This is a genomic window from Rhodococcus pyridinivorans, from assembly GCF_900105195.1.
Classification (GTDB): domain Bacteria; phylum Actinomycetota; class Actinomycetes; order Mycobacteriales; family Mycobacteriaceae; genus Rhodococcus; species Rhodococcus pyridinivorans.
In genome coordinates, this window is record NZ_FNRX01000001.1 from 1 (window position 1) to 25,577 (window position 25,577).

The 25,577-nt window shown below is 66.9% G+C and carries 14 protein-coding genes and 1 pseudogene; 7 read left to right on the forward strand and 8 right to left on the reverse strand.

The genetic code is table 11. From position 1 onward, the window contains the following. Positions 1-1,922 (forward strand): annotated as a pseudogene (locus BLV31_RS00005) (Tn3 family transposase); the annotation flags it as partial. A 23-nt stretch (positions 1,923-1,945) separates the two neighbouring features. Here the strand turns inward: BLV31_RS00005 and BLV31_RS00010 are convergent. After that, positions 1,946-2,614 (reverse strand): TetR/AcrR family transcriptional regulator, encoded by a 669-nt coding sequence (locus BLV31_RS00010; protein ID WP_006554624.1) that lies wholly within the window; start codon positions 2,612-2,614, stop codon positions 1,946-1,948. Between the two features lie 129 nt (positions 2,615-2,743). Here BLV31_RS00010 and BLV31_RS00015 point away from each other — a divergent pair, with 129 nt between their 5' ends. From BLV31_RS00015 to BLV31_RS00030, 4 genes are all read left to right on the forward strand, one after another. Continuing rightward, on the forward strand, positions 2,744-4,315 hold the full coding sequence (locus tag BLV31_RS00015; RefSeq protein ID WP_039583601.1) for an MFS transporter: 1,572 nt from the start codon (positions 2,744-2,746) through the stop codon (positions 4,313-4,315). Positions 4,316-4,327: 12 nt separating this feature from the next. Further along, entirely contained in the window at positions 4,328-4,777 is a 450-nt protein-coding gene (locus BLV31_RS00020; protein WP_006553198.1) for a universal stress protein, read from the forward strand. 22 nt (positions 4,778-4,799) lie between these two features. Beyond that, positions 4,800-5,336 (forward strand): PaaI family thioesterase, encoded by a 537-nt coding sequence (locus tag BLV31_RS00025; RefSeq protein ID WP_006553199.1) that lies wholly within the window; start codon positions 4,800-4,802, stop codon positions 5,334-5,336. A gap of 128 nt (positions 5,337-5,464) precedes the next feature. Beyond that, positions 5,465-6,082, forward strand: a complete 618-nt coding sequence (locus BLV31_RS00030) for a recombinase family protein (protein WP_006553200.1) — start codon at positions 5,465-5,467, stop codon at positions 6,080-6,082. A 336-nt stretch (positions 6,083-6,418) separates the two neighbouring features. Here the strand turns inward: BLV31_RS00030 and BLV31_RS00035 are convergent, their stop codons facing one another. From BLV31_RS00035 to BLV31_RS00070, 7 genes are all read right to left on the reverse strand, one after another. Further along, positions 6,419-7,207, reverse strand: a complete 789-nt coding sequence (locus BLV31_RS00035) for a hypothetical protein (RefSeq protein WP_064061713.1) — start codon at positions 7,205-7,207, stop codon at positions 6,419-6,421. Further along, on the reverse strand, positions 7,204-7,554 hold the full coding sequence (locus tag BLV31_RS00040) for a hypothetical protein (RefSeq protein WP_064061714.1): 351 nt from the start codon (positions 7,552-7,554) through the stop codon (positions 7,204-7,206). Before BLV31_RS00040 ends, BLV31_RS00035 begins: the two co-directional genes overlap by 4 nt. Before the next feature lie 268 nt (positions 7,555-7,822). Then, the gene (locus BLV31_RS00045; RefSeq protein WP_064061715.1) at positions 7,823-8,776 is read right to left on the reverse strand and encodes a Fic/DOC family protein; all 954 of its coding nucleotides are present in this window, start codon (positions 8,774-8,776) and stop codon (positions 7,823-7,825) included. A gap of 1 nt (position 8,777) precedes the next feature. Further along, on the reverse strand, positions 8,778-8,966 hold the full coding sequence (locus BLV31_RS00050) for a hypothetical protein (RefSeq protein ID WP_064061716.1): 189 nt from the start codon (positions 8,964-8,966) through the stop codon (positions 8,778-8,780). A gap of 84 nt (positions 8,967-9,050) precedes the next feature. Further along, positions 9,051-18,146, reverse strand: coding sequence for a helicase-like domain-containing protein (locus BLV31_RS00055; protein ID WP_064061717.1), 9,096 nt, complete (start codon positions 18,144-18,146; stop codon positions 9,051-9,053). Between the two features lie 95 nt (positions 18,147-18,241). Continuing rightward, positions 18,242-18,871: a hypothetical protein gene (locus BLV31_RS00060; RefSeq protein ID WP_033098580.1), complete on the reverse strand. Its 630-nt coding sequence runs from the start codon at positions 18,869-18,871 to the stop codon at positions 18,242-18,244. A gap of 2,260 nt (positions 18,872-21,131) precedes the next feature. Then, complete coding sequence (locus BLV31_RS00070) at positions 21,132-21,389, reverse strand: hypothetical protein (RefSeq protein WP_019287437.1); 258 nt, start codon at positions 21,387-21,389, stop codon at positions 21,132-21,134. A gap of 1,680 nt (positions 21,390-23,069) precedes the next feature. Between BLV31_RS00070 and BLV31_RS00080 the strand changes: the two genes are divergently transcribed. Together BLV31_RS00080 and BLV31_RS00085 are read left to right on the forward strand one after the other, a co-directional pair. Beyond that, on the forward strand, positions 23,070-24,059 hold the full coding sequence (locus BLV31_RS00080) for a hypothetical protein (protein ID WP_019290647.1): 990 nt from the start codon (positions 23,070-23,072) through the stop codon (positions 24,057-24,059). Beyond that, positions 24,056-25,024 carry a hypothetical protein gene (locus BLV31_RS00085; RefSeq protein WP_064061718.1) on the forward strand — a complete coding sequence of 323 codons (969 nt, stop codon included), beginning with the start codon at positions 24,056-24,058 and terminating at the stop codon, positions 25,022-25,024. Before BLV31_RS00080 ends, BLV31_RS00085 begins: the two co-directional genes overlap by 4 nt. The last annotated feature ends 553 nt before the right edge of the window (positions 25,025-25,577 follow it).

Genomic DNA, 25,577 nt, shown 5'->3' on the forward strand with positions numbered 1-25,577 from the left:
GCGGCGATCGCCCAGGCCAAGCCCAGGTTGCCGCGTGATCACGGGCATCTGGCGGCGTTGGATTCCTCCTACAACTACCTGCGTCAGTTCACCCCCGCGGTGCTCGAAGCGGTGCGCTTCTGCGGCGGTACCGCCGCGACCGAGTTGCTGATCGCGGTGAACATGCTGCGCGAGTTGAACGCGACCGGGCGGCGCAAGGTCTTCGATGACGCCCCGACCGGGTTCGTGCCGATGAAGTGGCGCGGCTACCTCGACGAGGCCCGCAAATCCGGCAGCGCGACCGCGTATCGGCACTACTGGGAGTTGTGTGTGCTGCTCGGATTGCGTGACGGGTTGCGCAGCGGGGATGTGTTCGTGCCGGGCTCGCGCCGTTACGCCGACCCGGCCGCCTACCTGCTCACCACCGGGCAGTGGGAACCGCAACGCGTTGAGTTCTGCGGCCTGGTCGGGCGATCCGCCGATCCTGGCGTCGCGCTGGCCACCGTGGTCGCCGAACTGCACGACGCTCTCGGTGAGCTGGAGGAGGTGCTGGCCGGCGGGGACGGCCCGGTCCGGCTGGACGAGGGCGGGGATCTGGTGATCTCGCCGCTGAGCGCGGAAGATGTTCCCGCCGAGGCGATCACGCTCAAGGCCGAGCTGACCGAAATGCTGCCGTTCGCGCCGATCGTGTCGCTGCTGATCGAGCTGGACAAACGCACCGGCTACCTGGACTGCTTCACCCACGCCGGCGGTCAGGCCACCCGGACGCCGGAGCTCAAACGCAACCTGATCGCGGTACTGCTGGCGCACTCGACGAACCTGGGGTTGACCCGGATGGCCGAGGCGTGCGGAATCACCTACGACATCCTGGCCTGGACCGACGAGTGGTATGTGCGCGAGGAGACCCTGCGCGCGGCCAACCTGGTACTGGTCGGCTACCACCAGCGGCTGCCGCTGACCGCGGTGTTCGGCGCCGGAACACTGTCGTCGAGCGACGGGCAGCGTTTCCCGACGCGCGGTAAGTCGACCACGGCGCGGCCGTTGAGCCGCTATTTCGCCAGCGAGGGCCTGTCGACCTACACCCATGTCAGCGACACCCACGCCACCTACGGCACCAAGGTCATCGTGGCGACCAAACGCGAAGCCCACTACGTGCTCGATGAGATCCTGGGCAACGCCACCGATCTGCCGATCACCGAGCACGCCACCGACACCCACGGGGTCACCCTGGTCAACTTCGGGTTGTTCGACCTGCTCGGGATGCAGCTCTCGCCACGGATCCGGGATCTGGGGCGGATCACCCTGTACCGGCCGGGCCCGCGCGCCGAGGCCGAGGCCCGGTTCCCGCACGCGGCCCGCTGATGACCCGCAAGGCCAACCTGGGTTTGATCGCCGAGCACTGGGACGATCTGCTGCGGTTGGCCGGATCGCTGAAGTTCGGGCACGCCACCGCGTCGCTGTTGGTCGGCAAGCTGTCGGCGTCGGGGCGGCAGAACACCCTGGCCGCGGCGCTCAAGGAGTACGGGGCGCTGCGGCGCACCATTTACGCCGCGAGATACCTCTCCGATCCGGACTACCGGCGCAAGATCTCGCGGCAGCTCAACAAGGGCGAGTCGCTGCACGCGCTGCGCCGCGACCTGCTCTATGCCCATGAGGGGATGATCCGGGCGCGCCACCTCGAGGACCAGACCGAGCAGGCCTGGTGCCTGACCTTGACGACCAACGCTGTGATCGCCTGGACCACAGAGTATTACGGGTTCGCTGTCGAGCAGATGCGCCGGACCGGGCAGCGTATCGATGACGAGGTCCTGGCCCACATCAGCCCGGCCCACAGTGCCAACATCAACTTCTTCGGCGCGATCGAGGTCGACATCGACGCCGAGCTGGCCCAGCTGGGCCCGACCGGGTACCGGCCGCTGCGGGTGCGCGACACCTTGTTCTGACCGCGCGGAACCGGGGCCCGTGGTTACGGCGTGGCGATGTCGATAGCGGTGTCTGCTGGCGTGGGTGTTCGGTGGGCGGTGAGGAAGTTGTCGACGAGCCGGGTGCAGTCGTCGTGGTCGATGCTGCGTAATCCGGTGAGACGGGCGAACACGATCGGGCCGAGGAGTTCGATGATGGCGAAGGTGGTGTCGAGCTCGCCGAGCATCGCGCGGGCCTCGGGACTGGTGAGGATCTGGTCGAACGGGTGGCGGTACTGCTCGATGACGCGCGCGCGCAGCGAGGTGACCGCGGCCGGGTCGGGGTGGTCCTCGCCGATGGAACCCATCGCCAGCCAGGCCAGGGTGGTCATCTGCACCGGAGCCTGTTCGATGAGGTCGGCCTGGCTGGCGAGCAGCGCCAGGAGCCGCTCACGCACGGGCCCGGTGCCGGTCGGTGTGTCGACCTGGGGAAGTAGTCGTTCGAAAGTCGCCGCGAGCAGCTGGGTGGTGCTGCCGAAGTGCCGGTAGAGGGTGGCGCGGGCGACCTTCGACACGCGGGTGACCGCCTCGACGGTGACCGCCTCGACACCGCCGGTGGACAGCAGATGGGTGGCCGCGTCGAGCAACCGGTTGCGTGAGCGCGCCAGTCGCGGATCGGCCTGCTCGTCGTCCGCGGCGAGCGGGTCGGTCGCCGCCGGGCCTGGGTCGGTCATGGACGCGCCTTCCTCCGAATTCGTGTCGTTGAACTCTTGATATGGGTGAACTCTATCCCACCCCCCAACCACTATGATACGAATGGTCTCGTACAGATACCGTTGGTCTTCAAAGTCGGGGAGGTGCCGGTGGCCACACCCGGAACGGACACTGTCGAGATCGCCCGCTGGACCAGGGCCCAGTGGTGGATGCTGGCGGTGTCGTGCCTGGCGGTGGCGCTGGTGGTCGCGGCGATGGCGGCGTTGTATTCGGCGTTGCCGCAGATCGCGCTTGCGACCGGGGCCACCCAAGCCCAGCTGACCTGGATCGTCGACGGCTACACGCTGGTGCTGGCGTGTCTGGTGCTGCCCGCCGGCGCCGTCGGTGACCGTTACGGGCGCCGCGTGGTGCTGGTGGTGGGGTTGGTGGTGTTCGCCGCCGCCTCGGCGCTGCCGCTGCTGCTGTCCGACCCGGCCTGGTTGATCGCGACGCGCGCGCTGGCCGGGGCAGGCGCCGCGCTGGTGATGCCCTCGACGCTGTCGATCCTCACTGCAGGGTTCGCCCCCGCTCATCGCGGCCGGGCGGTGGGGATATGGGCCGGGGTCGCCGGATCCGGGGCGATACTGGGGATTCTCGGTGCCGGGGTGCTGCTCGAACGATGGTCGTGGCTATCGGTGTTCGTAGGGTTGACCGTGGCCGGGGCGGTGCTGGCGGGGTTGGCGTGCACCATCGCCGAGTCCCGCCAGCGCGAGCATCCGCAGGTGGACTGGGTGGGCGCGGTGGCGGTGGCGGTCGCTGTCGCGGCGATCGTGTTCGCCGTGATCGAGTTCCCCGCGCGCGGCTGGGCCGACCCGCTCGTCGCCGCCGCCGCCGGGGTCGGCGTGGCCGCGACGGCGGCCTTCGTGGTCGTCGAGCTGCGCTCGGCGGCGCCGCTGCTGGATGTGCGGTTGTTCGCCCGCCGTGGTTTCGGTGCCGGGTCGCTGTCGGTGACCATCCAGTTCCTGGTCACCTTCGGGGTATTCCTGCTGCTTGTGCAGTACCTGCAGCTGGTCTTCGGTTACGGGCCGCTGGCCTCGGCGCTGGCGTTGGCGCCGATGGTGGTGCCGCTGGTCGTGATCTCGGTGATCGCGCCGTGGCTGTCGAGCCTGGTCGGGTTACGGGTGATGACCGTGGCCGGCCTGCTCACCATCGCCGCCGGGCTGGTGCTGGTGAGCCGGCTGACACTCGCCGCGCACTACCTCGACCTGCTGTGGCCGCTGCTGATCATGAGCGCGGGCCTGGGATTGTGCACCGCGCCGGCGACCTATGCCATCGTCGCCGACACCCCCGAGGCCAAACACGGGGTCGCCGCCGCGGTCAACGACGCCGCCCGCGAGATCGGCGCCGCGATCGGGATCGCCGTGGCCGGCAGCGTGCTGGCCGCCGGCTACACCCACCGCATCCAGCCCGCCCTGCCCCAGTTGCCCGAGCCCGCCCGCGGCCCGGTCGCCGATTCCCTGGCCGCGGCGCTGCAGGTCGCCGACCAGGCCGGACCGGTGGCCGCACCGCTGGCCGAGTTCGCCAAGGCCGCGTTCGTGCACGGCAGCGGCCAGGCCGCGCTCGCCCTGGCCGCCCTCACCACCGTCGGGGCGATCGTGCTGGCAGTACTGGCCCCCGGCCGCGCACCACGCCGCCGATACATCTCGACCATTTCCCCCGCAAAACACGCTCCCTTCTCGTGAAAGACGCCCGTCATGACGGCCTATCGCACGATCATCGTCGACACCGACGGATCCGACCGCTCCTACCGTGTGGTCGACCACGCCGCCGAACTCGCCCACGCCACCCACGCCCGGCTCCTGATCATCTGCGCCCGCCACCACATCGACGCACGTGAGCTCGGGGCGGACCTCGACCGGCTCGGACCCGACGCCTACCAGCTACGCGGCACCACTCCCACCGAGGCCATCCTGCGGACCGCCCACCAGCACGCCCTCGCCCACGGCGCCACCGACATCGAAACCCACATCCTGTCCGAACCCGCCCCGCACGCGCTGCTGCACCTGGCCGCCGCCACCGGCGCCGACCTCATTGTCACCGCCGATCCCCACCGGCCACCGCTGCTGGCCCGGCTGCTGACTACCCCACCGATCGAGCTCGCCCGCAAAGCCCACTGCGACATCCTCTTCACCACCGCACGGTAGACACACCCCACAGAAAGCGCCCATGACCGAGAACACACCCAGCACCCATACACCCGAGCCCCGACAGGTCCCGGACTGGATTCCCGCCTTCCCTGTGCTCGCACCCGACTCCGCCGACCTGCCACCCCACCACGACCACTGCCTCGGCTGCGGACCGGCCAACCCCCACGGCCACCAGCTACGCGCCCGCCGCGACGCACACGGCGTCCACGCCCACCACCGCTTCGACTCTCGCCACGTCGGCGCCCCCGCGATCGCCCACGGCGGCGCGGTCGCCACCGTCCTCGACGAACTGTTCGGACTCTTGCTCTACACCGTCGGGGAACCCGCGGTCACCCGCCACCTTGCCATCGACTACCTCGCCCCGATCCTGCTCGACACCCCTTACACCCTCCGCGCCCACATCCACGCCCGCGACGGCCGCAAACTCCACCTGCAAGCCACCATCGAAAACGACCACGCCCACGTGATCACCACCGCCACCGCCCTGTTCCTCACCGTCGACGTCAACCACTTCCTCACCCACAACACACCCCCACACACCGATAACACCCCCTGACCTGTTCCGTAACCGGATCGGCCACCGGAACACCACGCAGAGCCAACGTCGGCCCAGCTCACCGGTGTTCCGTAGAGGTGTTCCGCTGACTGTGCCGGTCAACCCCCGCTATCTGGAACACTTTCGGCATGGGTGAGCCGTTCCGCGTCGGATACTGCCGCTGCTCCACCGACGAACAAGACGTCGAGATCCAAACCGAGCAGCTATTGGCGCTCGGAGTGCCGCGTGAGCGGATCTTCATCGACAAAGGGTTCTCCGGGACCACCCGCAAGAACCGGGCCGGGCTCGACAACGCACTCGCCGCCGTCACCTCCGCCGCGGCGGCCATCGACGGGCGACAGGTAGTGCTGACCACGCCGAAGTTCGACCGATTCGCACGCAACATGGCCGAAGCAGGCCAGACCCTGACCGAACTGCGCGAGCGCGAGGTGCTGTTCGGACTCGGGAGCTCGATCTACGACTGGAACGACCCGTTCGGCAAGCTCTTCCTGCAAACCTTGGCCATGGTCGCCGAATTCGAGGCCAACCTCAACCACCTACGCACCCGCGAGGGCATGGCCAAGGCCCGCGCGAAAGGCAGGCTCAAGGGCAAGCAGCCGAAACTTCCTCTCACGGCACGGAAAACAATCCACCGCCGCTACCACGACCCCGCCGACGACGCGAGCCTGGCGGACCTGGCCGAGGAATACAGCGTCGGCCGCTCCACCATCCACCGCATCGTCAGCAGTGCTGCACCACGAGCCTGAGAATTCACCAGCCTGTCGTCAGGATCCCGCTACTTTGCACTTCCTGACAACCTTGGGTTGCGGGCCCTTACGTCCCACACGAGTTCTGGCCCGAATCGGATCGTCGGCGAGCTGGGCGGATACGCCGCGCCCGCCAGGAGCCGGTGGCGAGACAGACGATCGTTTCGACCCAACAGGCCGAGCGGATCACCGACCGGGCACTACGCCATATCCGCCCGATTTTCGGCAAATGCTACGGCTACCCCTAGCCGACTGGCGCACAAGTTCTGTTTTTCCATTATTTCCGTCTGGTTCGGTATTCGCACGCCGGTCTGTGGAGGCAGATTCGTACAGCACTCATTGAGAGAGGTCGGGTCCGGCTTCTCGGGTCGGTCCGGTGTCAGGGGGAGCAGCGGACGTCGAGGGGTTCTCACCTCGGTTCTTGCTGTTGAGCATCTGCTCGACCGAGCGGGGATGGCCGAGGAGAGCGGTGGCGATGTCGGCGGCCACCGACGCCGGAGCATTAGAGGCAGGATCTTCCTTGGCCGAGGTCGCGGTGGGGTCGGCCAGACTGCTCAGCCAGTTCCGCGCTCGATCGAGGCAGAGATCCTTGTTCTCGGTGTAGGTCGGTGGCCACTCGATTCCGCTGTCGATGCGGGCGCGGATGTCGGCGGCTCGCACGAGTTGTTCTGCGACCAGGGCGGCGACGAATTCGTAGTCTTTCTCGCGGCCGGCGATCGTTTTCGACACGCACAGATCCACTGGGTCCAGGCACAATCCGGTTCGGCCGTAGAGGGTGGAGGTGTCGTCGTCGACGATGAAGTGGACGAGGCGGTGTTCCCAGTGTCGGGGCAGGACTACGACGTCTTTGTGGATGCCTTCGACGTAGAAACCGAAGGACATGTGGAAAGGCGAGCCCTCGCCGAGTCGGGCATCGAGGAGCAGCAGCTTGTCTTCGACGGCAGGTGGATCGGTGATCCCACTCAGGGGCAGGATGTCGACTTCTCGCGAGAGGAAGGCGGCCGGAGGCAGGGCGGTGATGTCGAAGCTGCCGAGGATCGATTGGGAACCGAGCACGATCACGCGAGGTTCGTCGAGGTTGGCGCACGCGGCCTTGATCGCCCGTCCGAGTTCGTCCCGGTTCACCGCTGCGCAGTAGCTTTGAGTCTGGTTCTGAATTCGGTGAGGACGCGGCGACGTTCGTCATCGCTGAGCAGAACCGACAGGGGGGACAGGTTGCGCATTTCCCGGCTGGTGTCGTCGTCCGTCTCGACGATCCGGCGGATGTCATCGATGTCGTTGGTGCGGACGATCATGTCCCATCGGTCCAGGTAGCGCTCCATCAGTGGGCTCCGGTTCACCTGACGGCGGATCGTTTGCAGGCTGCGGCGCACCGGTTCGGTGTCGACCGACAGACCGGTGGTGATGATCTTGTCGAGCACGGCGGACTGCACGAGCTGCTGACGCACAGTCTTCGGTGTGACCACGCTCATCTGTACACCTCCTCGGCTCGAACCATCTGCGCCCTCTGCACGGATCGCTCTCATGATAGTGCGTGTATGCAGCAGTTTCACCCTGTTGTTGCTCGCTGCAACACTTTTGGGTGGTGCTCGGTGATGCACGGCGGGCCAGCGATGGCGGTCCACTTTCCTCTGCAGAACCCTGACCGGCAGGCGCGGCGGGGGGTGGATGCGCCATGTCGTAGATGCGAGTGTCGGTGGCGATGCTGCCGGCACCGCCAACCGCCGGTTACGTATCCGTCTAGAAGTCGAGGTCGAGGGTGGGTCGGCTGCGAGGCGCGTCCACGGGTGGAGTCACAGGACCCGGCGTGGAGGTATTGGCGGAGAAGTCGTGAACAGAGCGTGGGTGCGCGGACATGGCGGCGGTGATAGCGCGCAGATCAACACCGTGGTCGATGGCCGGACCGGCGGGAACAGGATCGACCACCTCGGTGATCGCCATGTCCAGCACGTCGCGCATCAGGCCGGTGTCGCCGTTCTGCATGTACTCGAAACGTCCCCAGACGAACTGCTCACGCAGGTCCCCGACCAGGGGGTTCTGCTTCAGCTCGGTCTTGCTGACGGCTTGGAAGCGATCGGTGTCGAGCCTGTAACCGGCTTCGGCGGACAGTTGCCGGAAAAAGGCGAATTGAGTACGGGTGTTGCCCTCACGAAATGGATGGACGAAGTTTATCCGCAGCCACACTGTGGTCAGTTCGCCGATGAAGTCGCTGCGGGCAAGTCCGCGCAGATTGTCTTTAACAGCGATGCGGTCGAGAACGACTTTAGCGGCCTGAGGGACTTCGCGGGCCTTGAAATACTTGTGCGGAATTTCGGTGACGCGGTTTTGCCCGTTGCGGATGGCGGCGACGTCCGGCCCCCACTTGACCATCGGCCAGTCCTGCGGGGCAGTGCGTAGTTGCCCGGCCCAAGGGTAGACGTCCTGAAACAGGTGGTAGTGAGTGCGCTGGAAGTGATCCAGGTCGTAGCGGCCCGGGAGGGGTCGTTCGGTCAGTTCCCGCATTCGCTGGTAAGACGCGATGCCTTCGGCGCGGTGCACGGTCTGGGCGTCCGGGAAGCCGTGCGGCCACCGGTCTGATTGCAGGACCAGGTTCTTCATCACGGCGCGGCTGATGTCGGGCATCTCGTCCGGGGTCCATTCGATCGTGTCGGGAATGAAGTAGTCCAGCCACTCTTGTGAATATCGCGGGGTCATTTCAGTCGATCTCGTAGCCGGCTTCGCGGGCGAGTATTTTGCTGATCTCTTCGAAGGTCTTGGTTCCCCGGATCAGATCAACCAACAGTTCCTTGTCGCCGTCGCTCATCTGGCGACCTTCGATCGCCATGATCGGTTCCATGTCGGCAATATCTGCGCGGGCTTCAGCTTCGGTGATGTGCGGGTCCACGGTGCCTTCCCTGGGGTGTGCGGTGATGGGGCAGGACCGGGATCGGTCCCTCCCCATCTGTGGTGTCGAGTGTGACGGTCGTGGTCAGACGGCGCGACCGTCGTCGTAGCCGCCCTCGTAACCGGCCTCGTACTGCCGCATCGGGTCGGTGTACTGCGGGCGCTCCGTCCCGGTGCGCGGATCGACGGGACGTAGCGGTCGAATGTCACTGGCCGCCCTCAATCCCTCTTCGAGGGTCTCGTCGAGCACATAGGTGCTCTCGGTGGCTGTCACCGCGTCGGTCGGTTCCACCACGGCATCGATCGGTTGGATAACCGCCTCGGTCGGCTCGACGACAGCATTGACTTTCTCGGAGATCTTCCGAGGAGTCACTTCGTCAACCATGCTGGCGGTCCCGGTGACCGCTGTGACGTCGAGGCTGTCACGGCGGGCGAAGCCGGCCCGGTGGATGGCTTCGCGGCTGATGTTCTGCTCGGCGGCGAACTTCTCGACCGCCCGTGCAGCGATACCGAATGCTTCGCTGCGGGTGTTCACGGCGTCACGTTCGACGTTGCCGCCCCCGTCCCAGACTTCGAGGTGCCATTGCCGATCGTCCCAGCGCACTCGCGCGCCGGGCCGGCCGCTGCCCGAGTCGAAGCCGTACTGCCAGATCGCTTCGGTGTCGTCGAGGGCCACCCACGGATCGGCCTTGCGGTTCGCCTCGCGCATCTCGGCGCCGTCGAGCCATTCTTGCCGGGCTGCGGCCATGCGCTCGGGCACCGAGGCGATGAGCTCGGCCTTGCTCATGTTCCGGTGTTCGGCCCACGCATCGGTCGGGTTCAGATCCAGAGTCCACTGCGGGTACTGCCCGTCCGCAGCCCGTCGCTGCTGGTCTTCGCGGACTCGGCGCAACGCCTCGGGAGAGTTCTCGCGGGCGTTGACTTCGAGCCGCAGTTCCTCGGCCCGCAGCTTCGCGGCCTCGAGTTCGGCCGTGTCGGTGAAGTCGAGTTCCGGCTCGGCCTCGGCCTCGGCGAGTCGGCGACGGTTGTGTTCGATCCGCGACTCGATGGTGGTGATGTGCCGGTCGGCGCGATCGGCGATCTTGCGGATGGTGGACAGCATTCCCTGCGCTCCGGTGGAGCGTTCGAGGACGTTGAAGAACCGATCCCGCTCGTACCAGGCGGTTTCCTCCCCGACGGTGACGTAGAACTGGCCGAGGATCTGGCTGTAGCCCAGGCTCAGCGGCACCCCGCCGATGACACCGAAAACCTGCTCGTCACTGCTGCGGGTCACCTCGTCTTTGAGCCGGATCAACGACCCTCGCAGGGCATCGGCCAGATCCGCAGTCTGCGAGTCGGGGATCGTGGCGTCGGGGAACGCCCACTTTTTCTGGGCACGGTCGTCGATGCCGCTCCAGGCGGCGAGCTTGCCGGCGACCTCCCGGACCTCGGGCAGCCGCTTCTCGTCGGCGGTGATCGACCGGCTCAGTGCCCGGATCGCAGCATTGCGGGCCGCATTGGCATTGAGCACCGCATCGCGACGGGCTTCGAGTTCGGCGACCTTCTGGTCGGCTTCGACTTGCTCGACGAACACCGGATCACCCGTGGCCGCGGCCTTGCTCTGCGCCCACGAGACGGTCAGGTCCCCGCCGATGTCGTCCATGGTGGGTGGCACATCGGCCTTGCGGATCATCGACACGAAGTTCGATTTGCGGGCGACGTACTGGTACATCATCGCGTCGTAGGAGCGGCGGGCGACCATGTTGACCACGCTGACGGTCTCGTGGACGTTGCCCTGACGGATGATGCGGCCGAGACGTTGTTCCATGTCCGCAGCCGTCCACGCCGGGTCGAGGTTGATCATCTGCTTGAGTGCCCGTTGGACGTTCAGGCCGGTGCCACCCTTCTTGGTGGAGGTCAGCAGCACCCGGATCCGCCCGTCGGCGCAGGCTTGCACCAGGCGGGCCTTGGCCCTGGGGTTGTCGTAGTCGTGCATGAAGGCAACGTGCTCGGGTTTCATCCCTCGGGCCACCAGGGCGTCGCGCAACTCGGTGTAGAGATTGCGGGCCTTGGGGCCGGCACCGGCCTTGGGGGTGCCGCGGTCGCAGAACACCAGCTGGAACACCCCGGTCATCTCGGGGCCGTACTTGTCGGCCGGGATGTGCAGGTCGGCGTGGTCGCGGTGGACCTGCCAGATCAGGTCGGCGGCGTGCTCGACCCGGCTGTGCTGCGGGTCCGGTGCACCCAGGTTCGCCAATGACGGATACATCGTCAGATTCCGCCCGTCGGTGGCGATCTTGAGGCTGTTGTCCAGGTCCATCCGATCGCCCTGGATCTGGGACATGCGCACATCCAGATCGGCCATCGCGTCGATCGCGTCCTGTCCCATGTCGAACTCCACGATCTTCGGGGCTCCGCCGTCGAGGACGGGCAGGCGCACCGGGATCCGATCGGAGGTCACCACGTCCCGGAACTGGTCGAGCATCGCCACCAGCTGCGGGACGTTGGCGTATTCGGCCATGCGGGTTTTCATCTGGATGCGGGTGGCGGTGGTGTTCATCTCCGGCACCGACACCGGCTTGGCGAAGGTACCCGCCCAGTTGTCGATCCGTCCCAGGCCGGCCTCGTGCAGCAGGTCCGGGCGCAGGTACTTGGTCATCACCCAGATTTCCGACAGCGAATTGCTGATCGGAGTGCCGGTGGCGAAGGCGATCGCCTTGGCCGGCGCGTGCGCCATCCCCTGCTCGGCGCCCAGGGCGCGGGCCTTCTCCCGCAGATACTTGGCCTTCATCTCCAGGTCGGTGGCCCGCTGAGAGCCGTTGGTGACCGCCAGATCTGCGCTGTTGGACGGGCGGGTGAGGTTCTTGTAGTCGTGCGCCTCGTCGATGAACAAAAAGTCACACCCCGACTGTTCGAAGGTCAAGCCTTCGTCGGTGGCCTTGGCCGCGATGATCTTCTCGACCCTGGCCTCGGCGTTCTTGATCGCCTGCTCGATCTGCTTGACCGTGAACTCCGCGCCTTGACTGTTGGCGGCGTCGAGGGCCTCGCGCAGCTCACCGAGTTCGCCTTCGAGGTACTCGATCTGCGCTTCGCGGCGCATGGCGATGCGACTGAACACCGACTGCGGCACGATCACCAGGTCCCAGTCCCCGACGGCGCTCTGCCCGACGAAGCGTTGCCGGTCATCGCGCCCGTCCAGGTCGGCGGCGACGAGGATGTTCGCGTTCGGATAGGCGTCGCGGGCCTCGACCGACCACTGCCCGAGCAGGTGATTGGGCACCACGATCCACGGCTGGCGGATCTGCCCGAGCCGTTTGGCTTCCATGCACGAGGCGGTGATCGTCAAGGTCTTGCCGGCCCCGACCACGTGGTCGAGCAGGATCGTCTCGTCGTGCAGGAACCGTGTCACGGCGGCGGCCTGGTAGTCGTACGGCGTGTACTTGCCGTTCATGCCGGGGAACGACTTGGTGCTGGCGTCGTGGACCGGCTTGACGTAGGAGTTGTAGCGCTCGTTGAAGATGCGGGCCAGGCGCACATAGCGGTCGCCGTCCTCCCACAGCCATTGTTCGAACCGCTCCTGCAAGGCTGCGGCCGAGGCTTGCGCCTGCTCGGTGAGCTTGACGTGGAACCGCGGCTTCGGGGAGCGTTCGAGCTCGTCGCCGGTCTTGTTGACCTGGACCGGCTTGTTGTTGGCGAGCAGCTCGACCATCTTCACGCCCGGCAGCCGGGCACTGCCGTACTTGTCCGGGTAGCCACCGGAGAATTCGTGGCGGCTGCGCTGATCGGTGGTGATCTGCCAGTTTCCGCTGATCTGATCGTGTTCGACGGTCAGCCGGTCCGGGCGCAGCCCGAACTCCTCGACCAAGAACGCGCGGTAGTCCTCGATCGGCACCCAGGTCGCGCCGATGCGCACCCCGATCTCGGCGGGATCCACATCCGGCGGCACCACCTCTGCCAGTGCCTCCACCAGCGGCGCGTAGCGAGGATCGTCGCCGGCTTTGATCGTCGCCCGCGCCAGCTTGTCTCGCACCTGCCCGGACAGGGCCACGGTGGCCAATTCCCACCGGTCGGCGTCGTGCAGGGACGGATAGATCTTCCCCTGAGCCTGCTCGAGCGCGTCCTCGACGGACATGTTCAGCAGCTCGGCGACTCGCTGCGGCGAGATGTGTCCGAGCTCGTCGAAGCTGATCGCCAGCGCTTCGTCGACGTCGGCGGCGCTGGCGGCCTTGTCCTTGAACGGGGTGGTGTCCTCGGTGAAGATCGCCGTCTTGGTCGCCACTGCGTCGCTGCCGTCGAACTTCGACTGGAAGTTCTCGATGGCGAGAACCATGCCCAGGCGTGGATCTCGGGCGATCGCGCCTTGCAGATGCGCGGAATAGCGGCGCGGTTGCGGCTGCTCGGACGCCTTGTCGTACAGCTCCTCGTACACCTCGTCGGGGATCGACCCGGTGTAGGGGCCGGCCTCCTTCGGATCCAGCCCGTCGGCGAGGGCCTCCTCGCGACCGGTCTTGATCCGCCACTCGGCGATCGCCTTGTCGAGGCGGGCGGCGATCTTGTCTTCCGACAGCGGGGTCGGTTCGGTGAGCTTGAAGCGGTTCAGCGGCCCCCATGTGCCGACGTAGCGGTCGTAGAGCCCACCCAGGCGGGCGCGGATGACGTCGCGGTCGGCGACGGTGGCGGTGCGCGAGCGGCTGGCCTCGGCCAGCTCCATCACCGTCTCACCGAGACCGGTGATGACCTTCCACTGCTCGGCCAGGTCCTTGCCGCGGCAGCCGACCTCGGCCCAGCCGCGACCGAGGGTGAACTGCTCGAAGCGGTCCTCGGCTTCGTTGAAGCGCATCGCACCGGGCAGCACCTCGTGGGAATCGAGGTCGGCTCCGGTGCGCAGCCCCGGCGTGGTGAACGCTTCGACCTGCGCCGGAGCGGGGGCCGGGGCGGTGAATCCGAGTCCGCGACCGAGGGCCTGGTCGATGATCGGGTCGAGCTGCTCGCGCAGCTGCGTCGCCAGCGGCTTTGTGGTGGTGGGGGCAACGCGCAGCGACGATCCGGCGTACATGCCGCCCCCGACCGTCAGGGTGCCCAGCACCCGCTGCGGGTACTTCTTGAAGTATGGGTTGATCCAGGTGTGGGCGGCTTCGCCGGTCTTGGCGTCGATCGCTTCGACCTGGACGGCGGGCTGTGCCCATTCGAGGGTGTCCTCGGTGGGGGTGGCGCCGTCGTCGCGGCGGCGGAATACCAGCACGTCGGTGACCACGTCGGTGCCGGCCTGCCGGTCGAATGCCCCGGTGGGCAGGCGTACCGCCCCGATTAGATCCCCCTTGGCGACGATCGCGGCGCGTTCTTCGGCGCGGCGGGCATCGGAGGTGAACATCGAGGTGACCACCGCGACGTAGCCACCGGGAGCGGTCAACGCCAGTGATTTGGCGATGAAGTGGTTGTGGATGGACAGACCGTCTGCGTTGTGGATCGGGTCGACGGGCGCGAACTTGCCGAACGGTACGTTGCCGATCGCCCCGGTGAAGGTGTTCTCGGGGGCGAAGTTGCGCTCGAAGCCGTGGTTGCGGATCTGCTGCGAGGGATACAGGTAGTGTGCGATTTTCGCGCTGATCGGCTCGATCTCGACGCCGACCATGCGCACCGACTCCGGTGCGGTGCCGACGAAGTGGCCGGCCCCGCAGCCCGGCTCGAGCACCACGGCGCCGTCGGGCAACCCGGCCCGCGCCACCGCCCGCCACAGCTCCGCCACCACCGCGGGGTCGGTGTAGTGCGCGTTCAGGGTGGTCTGACGGGCCTGGGCGAAGCCCTTGTCCCCGAGCAGGTCCAGCAGCTCGGCGTGCTCGTTACCCCACTGCGCGAGGATCTTCGCTCGGTTGTCGAAGATCTCCGGGATCGCTCCCCAGCCGGACCACTGCGCCAGCACCGCCTGCTCGTCGGCGGTGGCCGGTCGCTGCTGCTGGTCGAGGTGCTGCACCAGACGCAGAGCGGCGATGTTCGCCCGTGCCCGGGCCTTCGCCCCGCTGGGGACGAGCACCTCGGTTCCGAGGGCGAAGTCCTGCACCGCCGCGGCTGGGGCGGCAGGGCGGGCCACCGCGGCGTCGGCACCGTGTTCGGCGGCCGGCGCGCTTTCCTCGAGGCCGGTCTCCGCGACCATCTCGGGCGCGGTCGGCTGGTCCGCGGCCGCGGTGGCCGGTAGCTCGCTGCTGGCTGCGGCGGTGTACTTGGCGGCGGCGGTGCGGGAAACCCAGATGTGTGCGCCGGATTTCTTACGGACGCGCACCAGCTGGCGCTTGTCCCGCCACAGGGGACTCGACAGCGGCTCGCCGTACTCGGTCTCGGGAACAACCAGCTCGTCGGTGTCCACAGCCGGGGTCCTGGGCGCCGCCTCATCGGTCGAGGCGGCAGCCTCCGGCTCGACGGTCGCCGCCGGAGGGGTCGCGGCGGGCGCGGCAGGTTCTTCCTGCTCCAGAACCGGCTCGGGGGCCGGATCGGTGATCGGCCTGGCGTGGCCGACCATCAGGTGTTCGGTGAGCACCCACGAGGTTGCGGACGTCTCGAGGGCAGGGTCGGTGACGGTCGGGGTCGACGGCTCGGTGGGAGCGGGGTCGACCTCGTCGAAGATCACCGCGCCTGCGTCGTCGATCGCAGGCGCTACGACTCGGGGGGACGGCGGTTCGGCCTCCTCGCGCTGCGGTTCTGCTCCCGCGTCGACATCGGCCTCGGCCTGTGGGCCGATCTCGGCGGTGTTCTGCGGGTCGAGCTGCTCGCCGTCGTGTTCGGCGGCGAGCACGGTGCGGGCTTCGGCGATCGCGTCCCGCAGGGTCAGCTCGGGTCGGGGCCGGCCGTCGACGGTGGTGATGCGTTCTTTGCTGCCCGGTGTCCGCCCCAAGCGGATCGTCACGTGCCGGCCGTCCGGGTCGCCGATGACCACATCTCCGACCCCGGCGAAGGTCAGATCGGCCGGGGTGAGGCTGTAGAGGTCGTCCCCGGCTGCCCGAAGCTCGCGCAGAACCTTCGGGTCCACATCGTGTTGAAGGGTCCAGGCCAGGTCGATGCCGTAGCGGTCGAGCAGGGCGGTTTCGGCCGGGAAGTCGCTGCGCAGCTGGTCGATGATGCCGCGCCGCACATCCTTGATGAGTGCGTGGTCGGCAACCGCGGAACCGGATTGGCTGTAGCGCCACAGCAGGTCCGCACTGGCGGCAGCGTGGTAGAACTCGTTGTTGCGGGCGTAGGCGATCGCCCTGGTCAGCACGGTGGCGCGGGCCTGGGCGTAGGGCCGGTAGGCCCGCTCGATCCACTCCGGGAGCGCGATGTTGCGGGCTTCGAGCAGCGCACCGATTGCCGCCCGGGCGTTGCGGCCGCAGGTTACGGAGCTGCTCTCGCCGCCGAGGGTGTAGTCCCAGCCCCGCATCGGGAAGTAGGCGACCTTGCTGTTCGGATGGTCCTTCAACGTCAGGGCGCAGTAGGCCGCCCCGTCCCGGAACTGGGCGGACAGCTCCGACGGGTCGGGTGCGGGCAGGTTCGGGATGATGTTCCCGCGCATCTCCGCAGCCAGACGCTCGGTGGGAATGTCCGCGGTGGCGGCGATCAGATCGGGGCGCTCTTCGGCCATGACCTCGAAGGCGGTCTCGATACCGATCTCGATGATCGGGGTGCGCGGGTACATCGGCAGCCCGACCCACGATCCGAGCAGCGGGTCCCGTCGGGCGTGCATGGTCATCCACGCCGTCCACTGCGCGGCGGTGCCCTGATCCCAGGTCAGCTCGGGACCGTGCACACGCTCCCATTCGGCGTAGGCCCGCTCATACAGCTCGTCCGGCAACCGGTGTTCGAGCAGTACCTTCGCTGCGGCCTGGCGCAGCGGGGGCGCCTTGCGGGCGGCCTCGGCGATCAGGCTCTTGACCTCGGAACGGGTCACGGCCGGCAAGTAGTCCGGGCGCCGGCCTTCGACCTGAGCGATCAGCCGCGGATCGACGGCGACCTCGGCGATCAGAGCCTGCCGTTCGCCAGCGGTGGCCTCGCGACGTGCCTGCTCGACACCGGCGAACCACTGGTGGCGGATCTCATCGCGGCCCGTGCGGCTGCGCACCTTGCCGATCGCGGCGGCGACCTGCGGATCGGTGTCCGGCTGCGGCAGCGTCAGCGGATCGGCCGGGTCATAGGCGGCGCGGCCTCGTGCCCACCACTGATCGACCTCGACCGTGGCGGCCTGGTCGATCCCGTCCTGCACTGCGGCGACGTGCTCGCCGCGCTGCTCGGCGGTGGCCGGTTCGGCCGGCTCCTGGGTGTCGAGTACAGCCTGGGTGGTGTCGAGGAAGTCCTCGGTGAACGGACGCTCGACGTCGGCGCGGGCCTCGACGATCGCGTCGGCGACCTCGGTGGTGACCGGATGCTGTGTCGGCTCGCCGGTGCGGGCCTGCCAGTACGCCTCGGCAGCGCGGTGCCCGAGCTCGCCCCAGCGTTTCGGGTCGGACAGCATCACTCGGCACACCAGGAACTGCTCGTCGGTGAGCGAGTCGCGATCGGCCATCAGATCCGCGAGGGCGACCTGGGCTTTGACCGTGAAATGCCCGTCGGCCCACGACAGGAACTGCGCTGCGGTGTTGACCTGCGGGTTGGCGGCAGTGTCGGCGTCGGTGTCCGGTTCGGCGAGGCGTTCGAGCACCCGGCGCTCGACGTCGGCCAGGGGGTCGATCCGCGGCCGCGGCCGCGGCTGCTCGACCTGCGGTTCTTCGTCCTGGGATGTCTCGGCAGCGGCTGGGGCAGGTGGTGTGGCCGGCTCGGCCGGTGTCGCGGCCGGGATGAACATCGGCCCGGCGGGACGGTCGGTGAACTGGGCGTTGGGCAGGTTGCCGGCGAGCATCGCCGTGATCAGATCGTGGGCTTGGCCTTTGGTGATGTCGTCGTCGAGGACGAACGGCACGTTCGCCTCCGCGGCCAGGCGCTCGATGGTGCGCAGTTGCCGCTCGGTTGCGGGATGCTCCCGCCAGGCCGGTTGTGCGGCGGCGACCTCGCGCACCGTCTGCTTGGGGACGGCCTCCGGGTCGATGCCCCAGGTGTGCAGCTCGGTGCGCAGCTGGTTTTCCTGCGCCCGCAGCTCACGCCAGCGTCCCCGCAGACGGTCGAGCCGTTCGGTCAGCGTGGTGACGCGCTGACCGTTGACCTCGATGCCACGGTCGAAACCGCGTTCCTGCGCAGTCTCCAAAGCTGTGTTCGCTGCGCCCAGCCTCTTGGCGAGCTTGCGTCCCAGCAGCTCCAGGTCTACGAATTCGCTGCGGACTTGCGCCCACTGCGCCTGGATCAGAACGGCAGATCCGGGTCCTCCGGCGGGTTGCGCCGCATCTCGTCCTCGATCAACTCCGTCAGCTCCTCGGTCAGCCGGTCGCGGGAGGTCGCCGGCACCGGCTGGTTGTCCTCGATCCGCTGTGCGATCAGGGCCTGCGCCAACGCCCGGAACCATGCCGGCTTGTCCAGCCACACTCGCTCGACCACCCGCACCGCGGTCGGGTTCGGCCTGACGTTCTGCGTCCGCCACCGGTCGGGGTCCTGCGCTACCCGAGCCGCTTCCCAGTCCTTCTCGGCTTCCTGCTCGGCCCACTGCTCGAACTGCTCCCAGTCCTGTCGGATCTCGGGGGTCACCTGCGGATACAGTTCGTTCTCGAGCACCATCTCCCGTGCTGCCCGCCACGCCGTTTCCTTCGCGCGGACCGCGTCCTGGTACGTCGCGTCCGGCGCCGGCGGGTTCGCCTGCTCGAACTGTTCGGCCGCGTCCTCGGTCAGCTGCTGCAGGCGCAGGGCCTGCCGATCGATCCGTTCCTGCTCGGTCGCCGGATCGACGCCCAGCCACTCGACCAGAATCCGCCTGGTCTCGGCCGCGATCGTCAGGTCGATCCCCTCGACCTGTGTCGTGAATTCCTCGCTCTGCGCCACCGCCCTGTCCTCCCTGATCCTCGGAACCGAATGCCCCCTGCTGGGCGTCTTCCCCCGTCACGCGACCTCCTCGACTGCCCCCGACTCTGGGCGTAGCGCCCCCTTCATCCGCAGGACTGCCGGAGATATTACAATAGTAATAGGTGAATCCGTTGCCAGGGGAAAGCTCGGCCTCTCCAAGACTTATGCGGCCTTTCTGTTGGACGACGTCGCAGCAAGCGCTTCTGTGACGATCAGGCGCGCCGACCGGTAGTCCGCACGGCCATTGGCCCTGGCAGGAAATCGTCCGTATCGCATCCGAGCGCTTGCGTCCATGGGGAGGGCCAGATTCGATGGGGGAGTCCTAGGGACGCCGTGCTTCTTACCGCGGCGGCTTCTCCACTCAATTTCTTCGAGCCACCACCGATGCAGTTCACGGTCGACAAGGTGCCGATGAGCTCTCTGTGCTGCCACGCCTCTAACTCCGAGCGAGGCAGCCACTCGGTCCATCTGTTGCGAATTTCTTGAAGTCGACAACTTCGGAAGCAGCCCCTTCTCATAGAGTTTTCCTACGATCCGGGACACGGTGCTTCGGGTGTAGCCAGTAAAGGATGTAACCCAGGAAATTATGTCATTTCCGAAGGAAGCGGAAGTTGAGGTTTCCCCGAACTTGAGAACTGCCCAGTGAACACGGGCACCCACACCACCGAGCCCTGCTCCGTTCGACCAGACATCGTGAGTGTGGTGGTCCAACAGTTCTAGGGATAGCCCTGAACCAGAGCGGGGGGCGGGTTCCCCTTGTGTTGCAGTAGAACACCGAATGTTCAACTCCCAGGTGGAGGCTCGAGTCCCTGCTCCTGCTCGAACTCGAGAAATCCAGCCTTCCTGTGCAAGCACTCGCAGGCGTCGAGACACCGTGGAAGCATCAACGGCGGCTGCTTCGGCCAATCGGCGTACATCTATGTCCAGCGTCCGTGTGCGGGCCGTACGTGCCAGGACGACCAGGGCATGCAGGATTCGTTCGTCGCTCGCTCCGCCGGCGCGTGCCCAACGAGTCGGGTCTGTTGTAATAGCGGCTTCGATTTGGTCGAGCTCGTCATCGATAACTTCGCGTTCGGTGACACTGGGCGGAGTAAACCGAGCGGCGGTATCGAGGGCACGCCGCCACTGGCGAACCGTCTCATCTCGGCCCCGGTCACGGTCTTCGCGTAGGCGGACAAGACCCGGGGCTGAACCGACAACTGCTTCGACATCTGCCAGGGTACGACCAGCTTTCGCCATCCCGAGCAGGATGCTGTGTGCGAGGGCCGATCTGTCGGTGCCTAGCGGGGGAGTCGTAGATAGAAGCGCGCGAGTTCGGGCGGTAAGTGGTCGGCGCGGGCGATCGAGATGCGGTCCGGCCTGGTCCTTGACGATGCGGACCCTCTGAAGACGGGGGTCTCGCAAATGAGATTCGGTGTGAGGATGCTGGGCGAGAAGCCATTGCACCACCTCGGGCGAAGTACCTGCATCCATGCGCACCAACGTGTCGATCAGTGCTTGCCCACGAAGATGGGGGAGGGACCAGCCACCGTGACGATGGGGAGCGCCAGGAGGTCGCACCGCGCCAGTGGCGGAGTTGGTGAGCGGGGACAGATCGAGACTTGGGTAGTGTTGGCGTAGTACGTGCGCTAAGCGGCGCACACTGTCCGCAGAAGTGCCCGGTTCGGTGAGCCGGACCCATATGTGCTGGCCCTTCGTCGGACCGGAGACTGTACGCAGATATGCGACTCCCAGGTCATCAAGCACATTGCACAGGCGATCTGCATCACTGACGGCAGTCTCAGTACCGTGCCGACTGCTATCGAAGTCGAACGCGAGTAGCCGGAATCGTCGCTGTGTATCAGTGAGGTGAATAGCCCACGGCACGGCCGGTGCAGTCGCAGGCATCGCTGATGTGGCCAGGTAGTCATGCGTTTGCTGCACGTCGAGACGTACTCGGGGTCGCGGTGACCATTTACGAGTACACACCTCAAACAAGCGCTCTATGAGACGCGGGTCACTTATCTGTGACGTGTTCGAACCGCAGCATTTAGTGGCCGTACTTAAATCGCTGGCGACACGCGGTGATTTGATTGAACCTTCTTCAGGGTGTGCGATACCCTGAGACCACTCAGGCAAGAGTGTCCCTTCGGGGAGGTAGAGGAACAAGAAGTTGGCGCTTCTCCTCTACGTGACTTATTTCGAAGCCCCTGGCCGGCACGCCGGGGGTTTCGTTTTTGTATAGGCCTGCTCTACGCGGTCAGGCGCTTCGTTGGATCTGGGTGTCCTCCTCTTCCTGCAGCCCTGCGGCGGTCAGGTCGGCGACTGTCGTCCCCATAGCGTCCGCAACGATCTCCATAAGCAGCGTGTTGGCGTTGAGCCCACGCCGTTCCGCTTCGGTATGAAGGAACCGACGCACGCTTGGGTGCACACGAAGGTTCATCTGCACAGGCGTATACGGCAGCGCGGGACGGCCCACTCTGCGGCGACGGACACAATCGGACATGCCGACGATCATGACAGTTCGTCTTGTTCTTTCACTCTAGACACGCCGGACTTGCAGAAATTTTCTGCTACCTACGAAGTAGAGAGTTAGGTGCACGAGCTAAGCGTGCGCGGGCAGTGATCTTGCCATCGGACGCCGAAGCGACGGGAAACCGTCGAGTGATGCTACGACAGTGCGTCATTGATACCAGATTGCACATCGAGGATTACTGTCTATACCCTCCGCACGGCAGCCTGTTTGTAGAACGATCCCAAGCGACCTCACTACAAGCCTGCGAGAGGTGCCGAAGCAGCGAGAGTCGCGCAAATCTCAAGATAGACGGCAAAGGCGCAGGTCGCAGGATTGCCGATAACCTAAGTTATGTTAACTAGAGTGGAACCGGACCTCCTCCGGACAGGTGCGGCAGGGCGTCCGAGGCGTTCGGGGATCCCTGGTTCGCCCCGGATCGATGCGATGGGCCCCACCTGTCACTCGGCCTCTGGCTCGAGTCCGGCTCACCTCCGGACTGCGACCGGCCTGCCGGCGCCCGTGCCGGATCGAGCCGCCGATCCGCTCGACGCGCGTTCGGCTGCTCATGCATCGGGTGCCATGCCGCAGCGACGCGCACACTGCACCGACCCACGGTTCACCGATGCGGCGTTGCGGCAGCACCGTGTGGTCGTCGCGTGCGCGTTGCGCGCCGCAGATCGCGCGGACGATGCGCATGTTGGTGGCGCGGGATCATCCCGTCCCCCGGGGTGCTGCGACCACCGATCGCCCCTTCTCGCCTCTTCCACATTTGATGGATAATCGGGGTTATCCATGATTTATCGCAGTGGCGGAACTGCGCAAGGGTGACCCCGCCAATCAGCGCCATCCTGCGATCCGAAGGACGCCACGTCGAGAGGCCGTCAAGCCCGCTGGCACGTGCGAGTTGCTACCGGGGATCCTCTGTGGGGTCGGAAACCGGGTTCTGGACCACTGTGTGTGATGGTGCGACACTGCGACTCAGGGTAGGGATCCTGGCAATTCCGCCTGGCAGACTTCGGCCATGGACCGGAACCGAGGCACCGGAAACAACGGTCGCCACGAGTACTACAGCACCAGCGACGTCGGTGAGGAACTGCCGACCGTCCGGCACGGTGACTTCGAACAAGCGGACTAGGATATGCGCTTTTTGTCCGCGCTGACCAGACATCTGTCGGCACGATCCTGGGACACTGGGGTGTACGAGATCGAACGGCTGAGCTGGGCGGATTCGGTCATGACGTTGGTGGTGCGGGTATGGGGTCGCGATGACTCCGGCCTGGTCGGTTGGCGCGAACACCTGCCCACAATCCGAGCAGGTTTCGCACCCGACGATCCGGAGACAGTCGCGAGCGCCTGGCACACCGGCGAGTTCTGTCCCAGCTACCTGCCGCACCCGTATTCGCCTGGCCCCGACGGTATTCACTGGATCGGGACCCGGCGACCGTCTCACCCCGACAACCGGTGATACCGACCCCGCCGCTGGATCGTCACGGAAGGGTGGACCAGAACCGGACACCGTCACGTTAGGCACGCCGGCGCCGAGCCGCTCCACCGTTCGGTGCCCGCTCGTGCCTCCAGTCGACCAGCGACCGGGCGAACTTCGACATTCTTATACGCTCTAGCAGCTAATACAAGATAAAGTAGGATTTCTCATCTAAGCTTGTACACGTCGAGGGGACGAGCATGGCCGAAACATCACAGCTTCTCTCCGGCGCGATCGCGCTGCTGCGTCGTGCCGGCATCCGCCTTGTCTCCGGTTCCCTCGACGCCTGGGACCTGACTCTGCCCGACGGCCGGGAATTGCCGACCCGGGTGCGCATATCCCGGCGGCCACCCACCCCCACGGTCCTCGCCCGGCTGCTCGCCGAACCGGGCCCAGCCCGGCGCGTGCTCGTGGTAACCCCACACGCCACGGCGCATCTGCGCACTCTCGCGACAAACGGCGAAATCGATCTCATCGCCGTGGACGAAGACCTACTCGTATTCGCCGGCGCGCGCTACGACGTGACCGAAAACGCAACCCCTACATCCCCTGCCGCATCTGCTGCCCGGGGCCGCAAACCCTGGGTGCGCTGGGCTCTGGCCCGGGTCCTGCTGCTCTCGGATAGGGCGCAAACCCAACACCGGCTCGCCGAGACACTGGAGGTCTCCCAGCAGGCAGTCTCATTCGCCCTCAAACAGCTACAGGCGGTGCGGCGCACCGAGCACGGCTGGTTCGCCGCATCCCCCGAGGAGTTGCTCGCGGACTATCTGGCCGGCTATCCCGGTCCCGGTGGCGCCGTGACCTACTGGTACGGCCTGGATCCGGTGATTGCCCAGGCCACCGCCGTTGTTGACTTCTGCGCCCGGCAGGATGTGGCAGTGTTGGTCAGCGGCGATGCCGCGGCCGATGTGTACGCCCCATGGCGGCTGCCGACCCGGGCGATGCTCTACACCGATCGGTTCGTCGACCTCGCCGCCGCGGGCTTCAGTCCCGCCACCGAGGCCGAACACACCATGGCCGTGCAGGTCCCCGCCGATCCGACCCTGTGGCGCACCGCGGAGATCAGCGAGCCAGTGCTGTTGGCCGATCCGCTGATCACTGCGGGCGATGTGCTGCGCACCGGTGGCGCTGATGCCGCCGAAGCCGCCGATCATGTGTTCGCCACGATCCGTCAGAAGGCTGCTCTGTGACCGAGGTGGAGATCCTCGCCGCGTCGAATGCCGCCGACCGCGGCCTGCGGGCGTTGGCCGATCTCGCCGCCGCTGCGGCCGGGGCCAACTATCGGGTCGTTGGCGGGCACATGGTGCACCTGCTCGGTCGCCTCTACCCCACCGACACCGCTGCCCGGGTCACCGCCGACGCCGATGCCGGCATGGACCCTGTCGCCGCAGCCGACGCCACCTTCCACACCGCGCTACTCGCCCGTGGTTATCGGCTGGTGACCGGCAACCACTACGAGGCACCCTCCGGGGACGGCACTCCCCTGTCGGTTGATCTCCTGGTTCCCGGCACCGGTGGTCGCCGGATCGAACGCGTCGAGTACGCCGGGCGCGGCTTCGACGCCATTCCCGGTCTGACCCTCGCGCTGGCCGCCGACCCGATTCGGGTGCGGGTGCGGGCACGCCTGACGACCGGCGAGACCGTGCGTTTCGGGGTGCCGGTGCCCGGCGTCGAGCAGGCGGTGGTGCTCAAGGCGCTCGCCTGGCGCAGCCGCCTCGCCGCCAAGGATGTCGCCGACCTGTGCACCCTGTTGTCGATCACCCATGAACACCGAGACCGGTTTCCCGCTTGGAAGCTGCACACCGCCCGTACCGGTGCCCGCAAGGACGCAGCCCGGGCTCTGCACGAGCTGGTCGCCATGCTCGACCGCGGCCAGCGCATCGACGGACTGACTATCGCCCCGGCGCGTCTGTCCGGTCTCATTCGCCGCTACGTGGTCGACCCCCACACGGCCCGACCGCCAAGCGACACCGGCACCGCGCAGCAGATCGCTCGTGATCCCAGCGGACAGGAGGCGTTGCTGTCGGCTCTGCGCGCCGCCGTGTCCGGTCACCCACCACGCTCGAAGCCCGGTACACCCGGCGGTAGTACGACCCCGGCCCAGCCGGAGCCACCCGACCACAGTCCCCAGGCTGGCCCCGACCTGGAGCTGTAAGCCCGGCATTCCTTGTTCGAGAGGAGCCCCAGACCTCGCACGCTGTCCGCGACCCACGGTGCATGCATGGCTCGCGATGCGTGCACGCATCGCACGCACTGCACGCATCGGTATCGACGCGGATCAGAAGGCCTGGGTCCGAGCCACTGGTGCAGTTCACGCTATCGTGCCCACGACAACTCGCGCCGGGAATAGCCGGAGGCAGGGGCGCGTTGCACTGTCCGGATCGGGTGCGTTTCCGTGTCCCCCGGGCTCAACCCTTTGCCTTCACGGAGTTCCGTTCGGCTGGAGCCGTGTTGCGCCTTTCGCCGAGAGGCGACCGAATGCACCCGATCCCTTCCCCGTCCACTTCGTGCCAGCACGCTGCGGCGGCGTAGCCCATTGCCCACCTGCCTCGCGCAGCATCCGGCCGGCACCGCGAGCTTCTGCAACGCCTTGTCGGTACGGTCGTGGAGCCGGTGAACCAGACACCGACATCAACCGGCGGCGGCACGATATGGGGACGACATCCCCGCCCGCTCGGACACTCCCGTGCCTCCGGACTGTCACCATC

Coding starts and splice junctions, on each gene's coding strand:
- BLV31_RS00070 (WP_019287437.1), bottom strand. CDS start 21,389: ATGATCGTCGGCATGTCCGATTGTGTCCGTCGCCGCAGAGTGGGCCGT.
- BLV31_RS00020 (WP_006553198.1), top strand. CDS start 4,328: ATGACGGCCTATCGCACGATCATCGTCGACACCGACGGATCCGACCGC.
- BLV31_RS00045 (WP_064061715.1), bottom strand. CDS start 8,776: ATGACCCCGCGATATTCACAAGAGTGGCTGGACTACTTCATTCCCGAC.
- BLV31_RS00040 (WP_064061714.1), bottom strand. CDS start 7,554: ATGAGCGTGGTCACACCGAAGACTGTGCGTCAGCAGCTCGTGCAGTCC.
- BLV31_RS00025 (WP_006553199.1), top strand. CDS start 4,800: ATGACCGAGAACACACCCAGCACCCATACACCCGAGCCCCGACAGGTC.
- BLV31_RS00030 (WP_006553200.1), top strand. CDS start 5,465: ATGGGTGAGCCGTTCCGCGTCGGATACTGCCGCTGCTCCACCGACGAA.
- BLV31_RS00080 (WP_019290647.1), top strand. CDS start 23,070: ATGGCCGAAACATCACAGCTTCTCTCCGGCGCGATCGCGCTGCTGCGT.
- BLV31_RS00010 (WP_006554624.1), bottom strand. CDS start 2,614: ATGACCGACCCAGGCCCGGCGGCGACCGACCCGCTCGCCGCGGACGAC.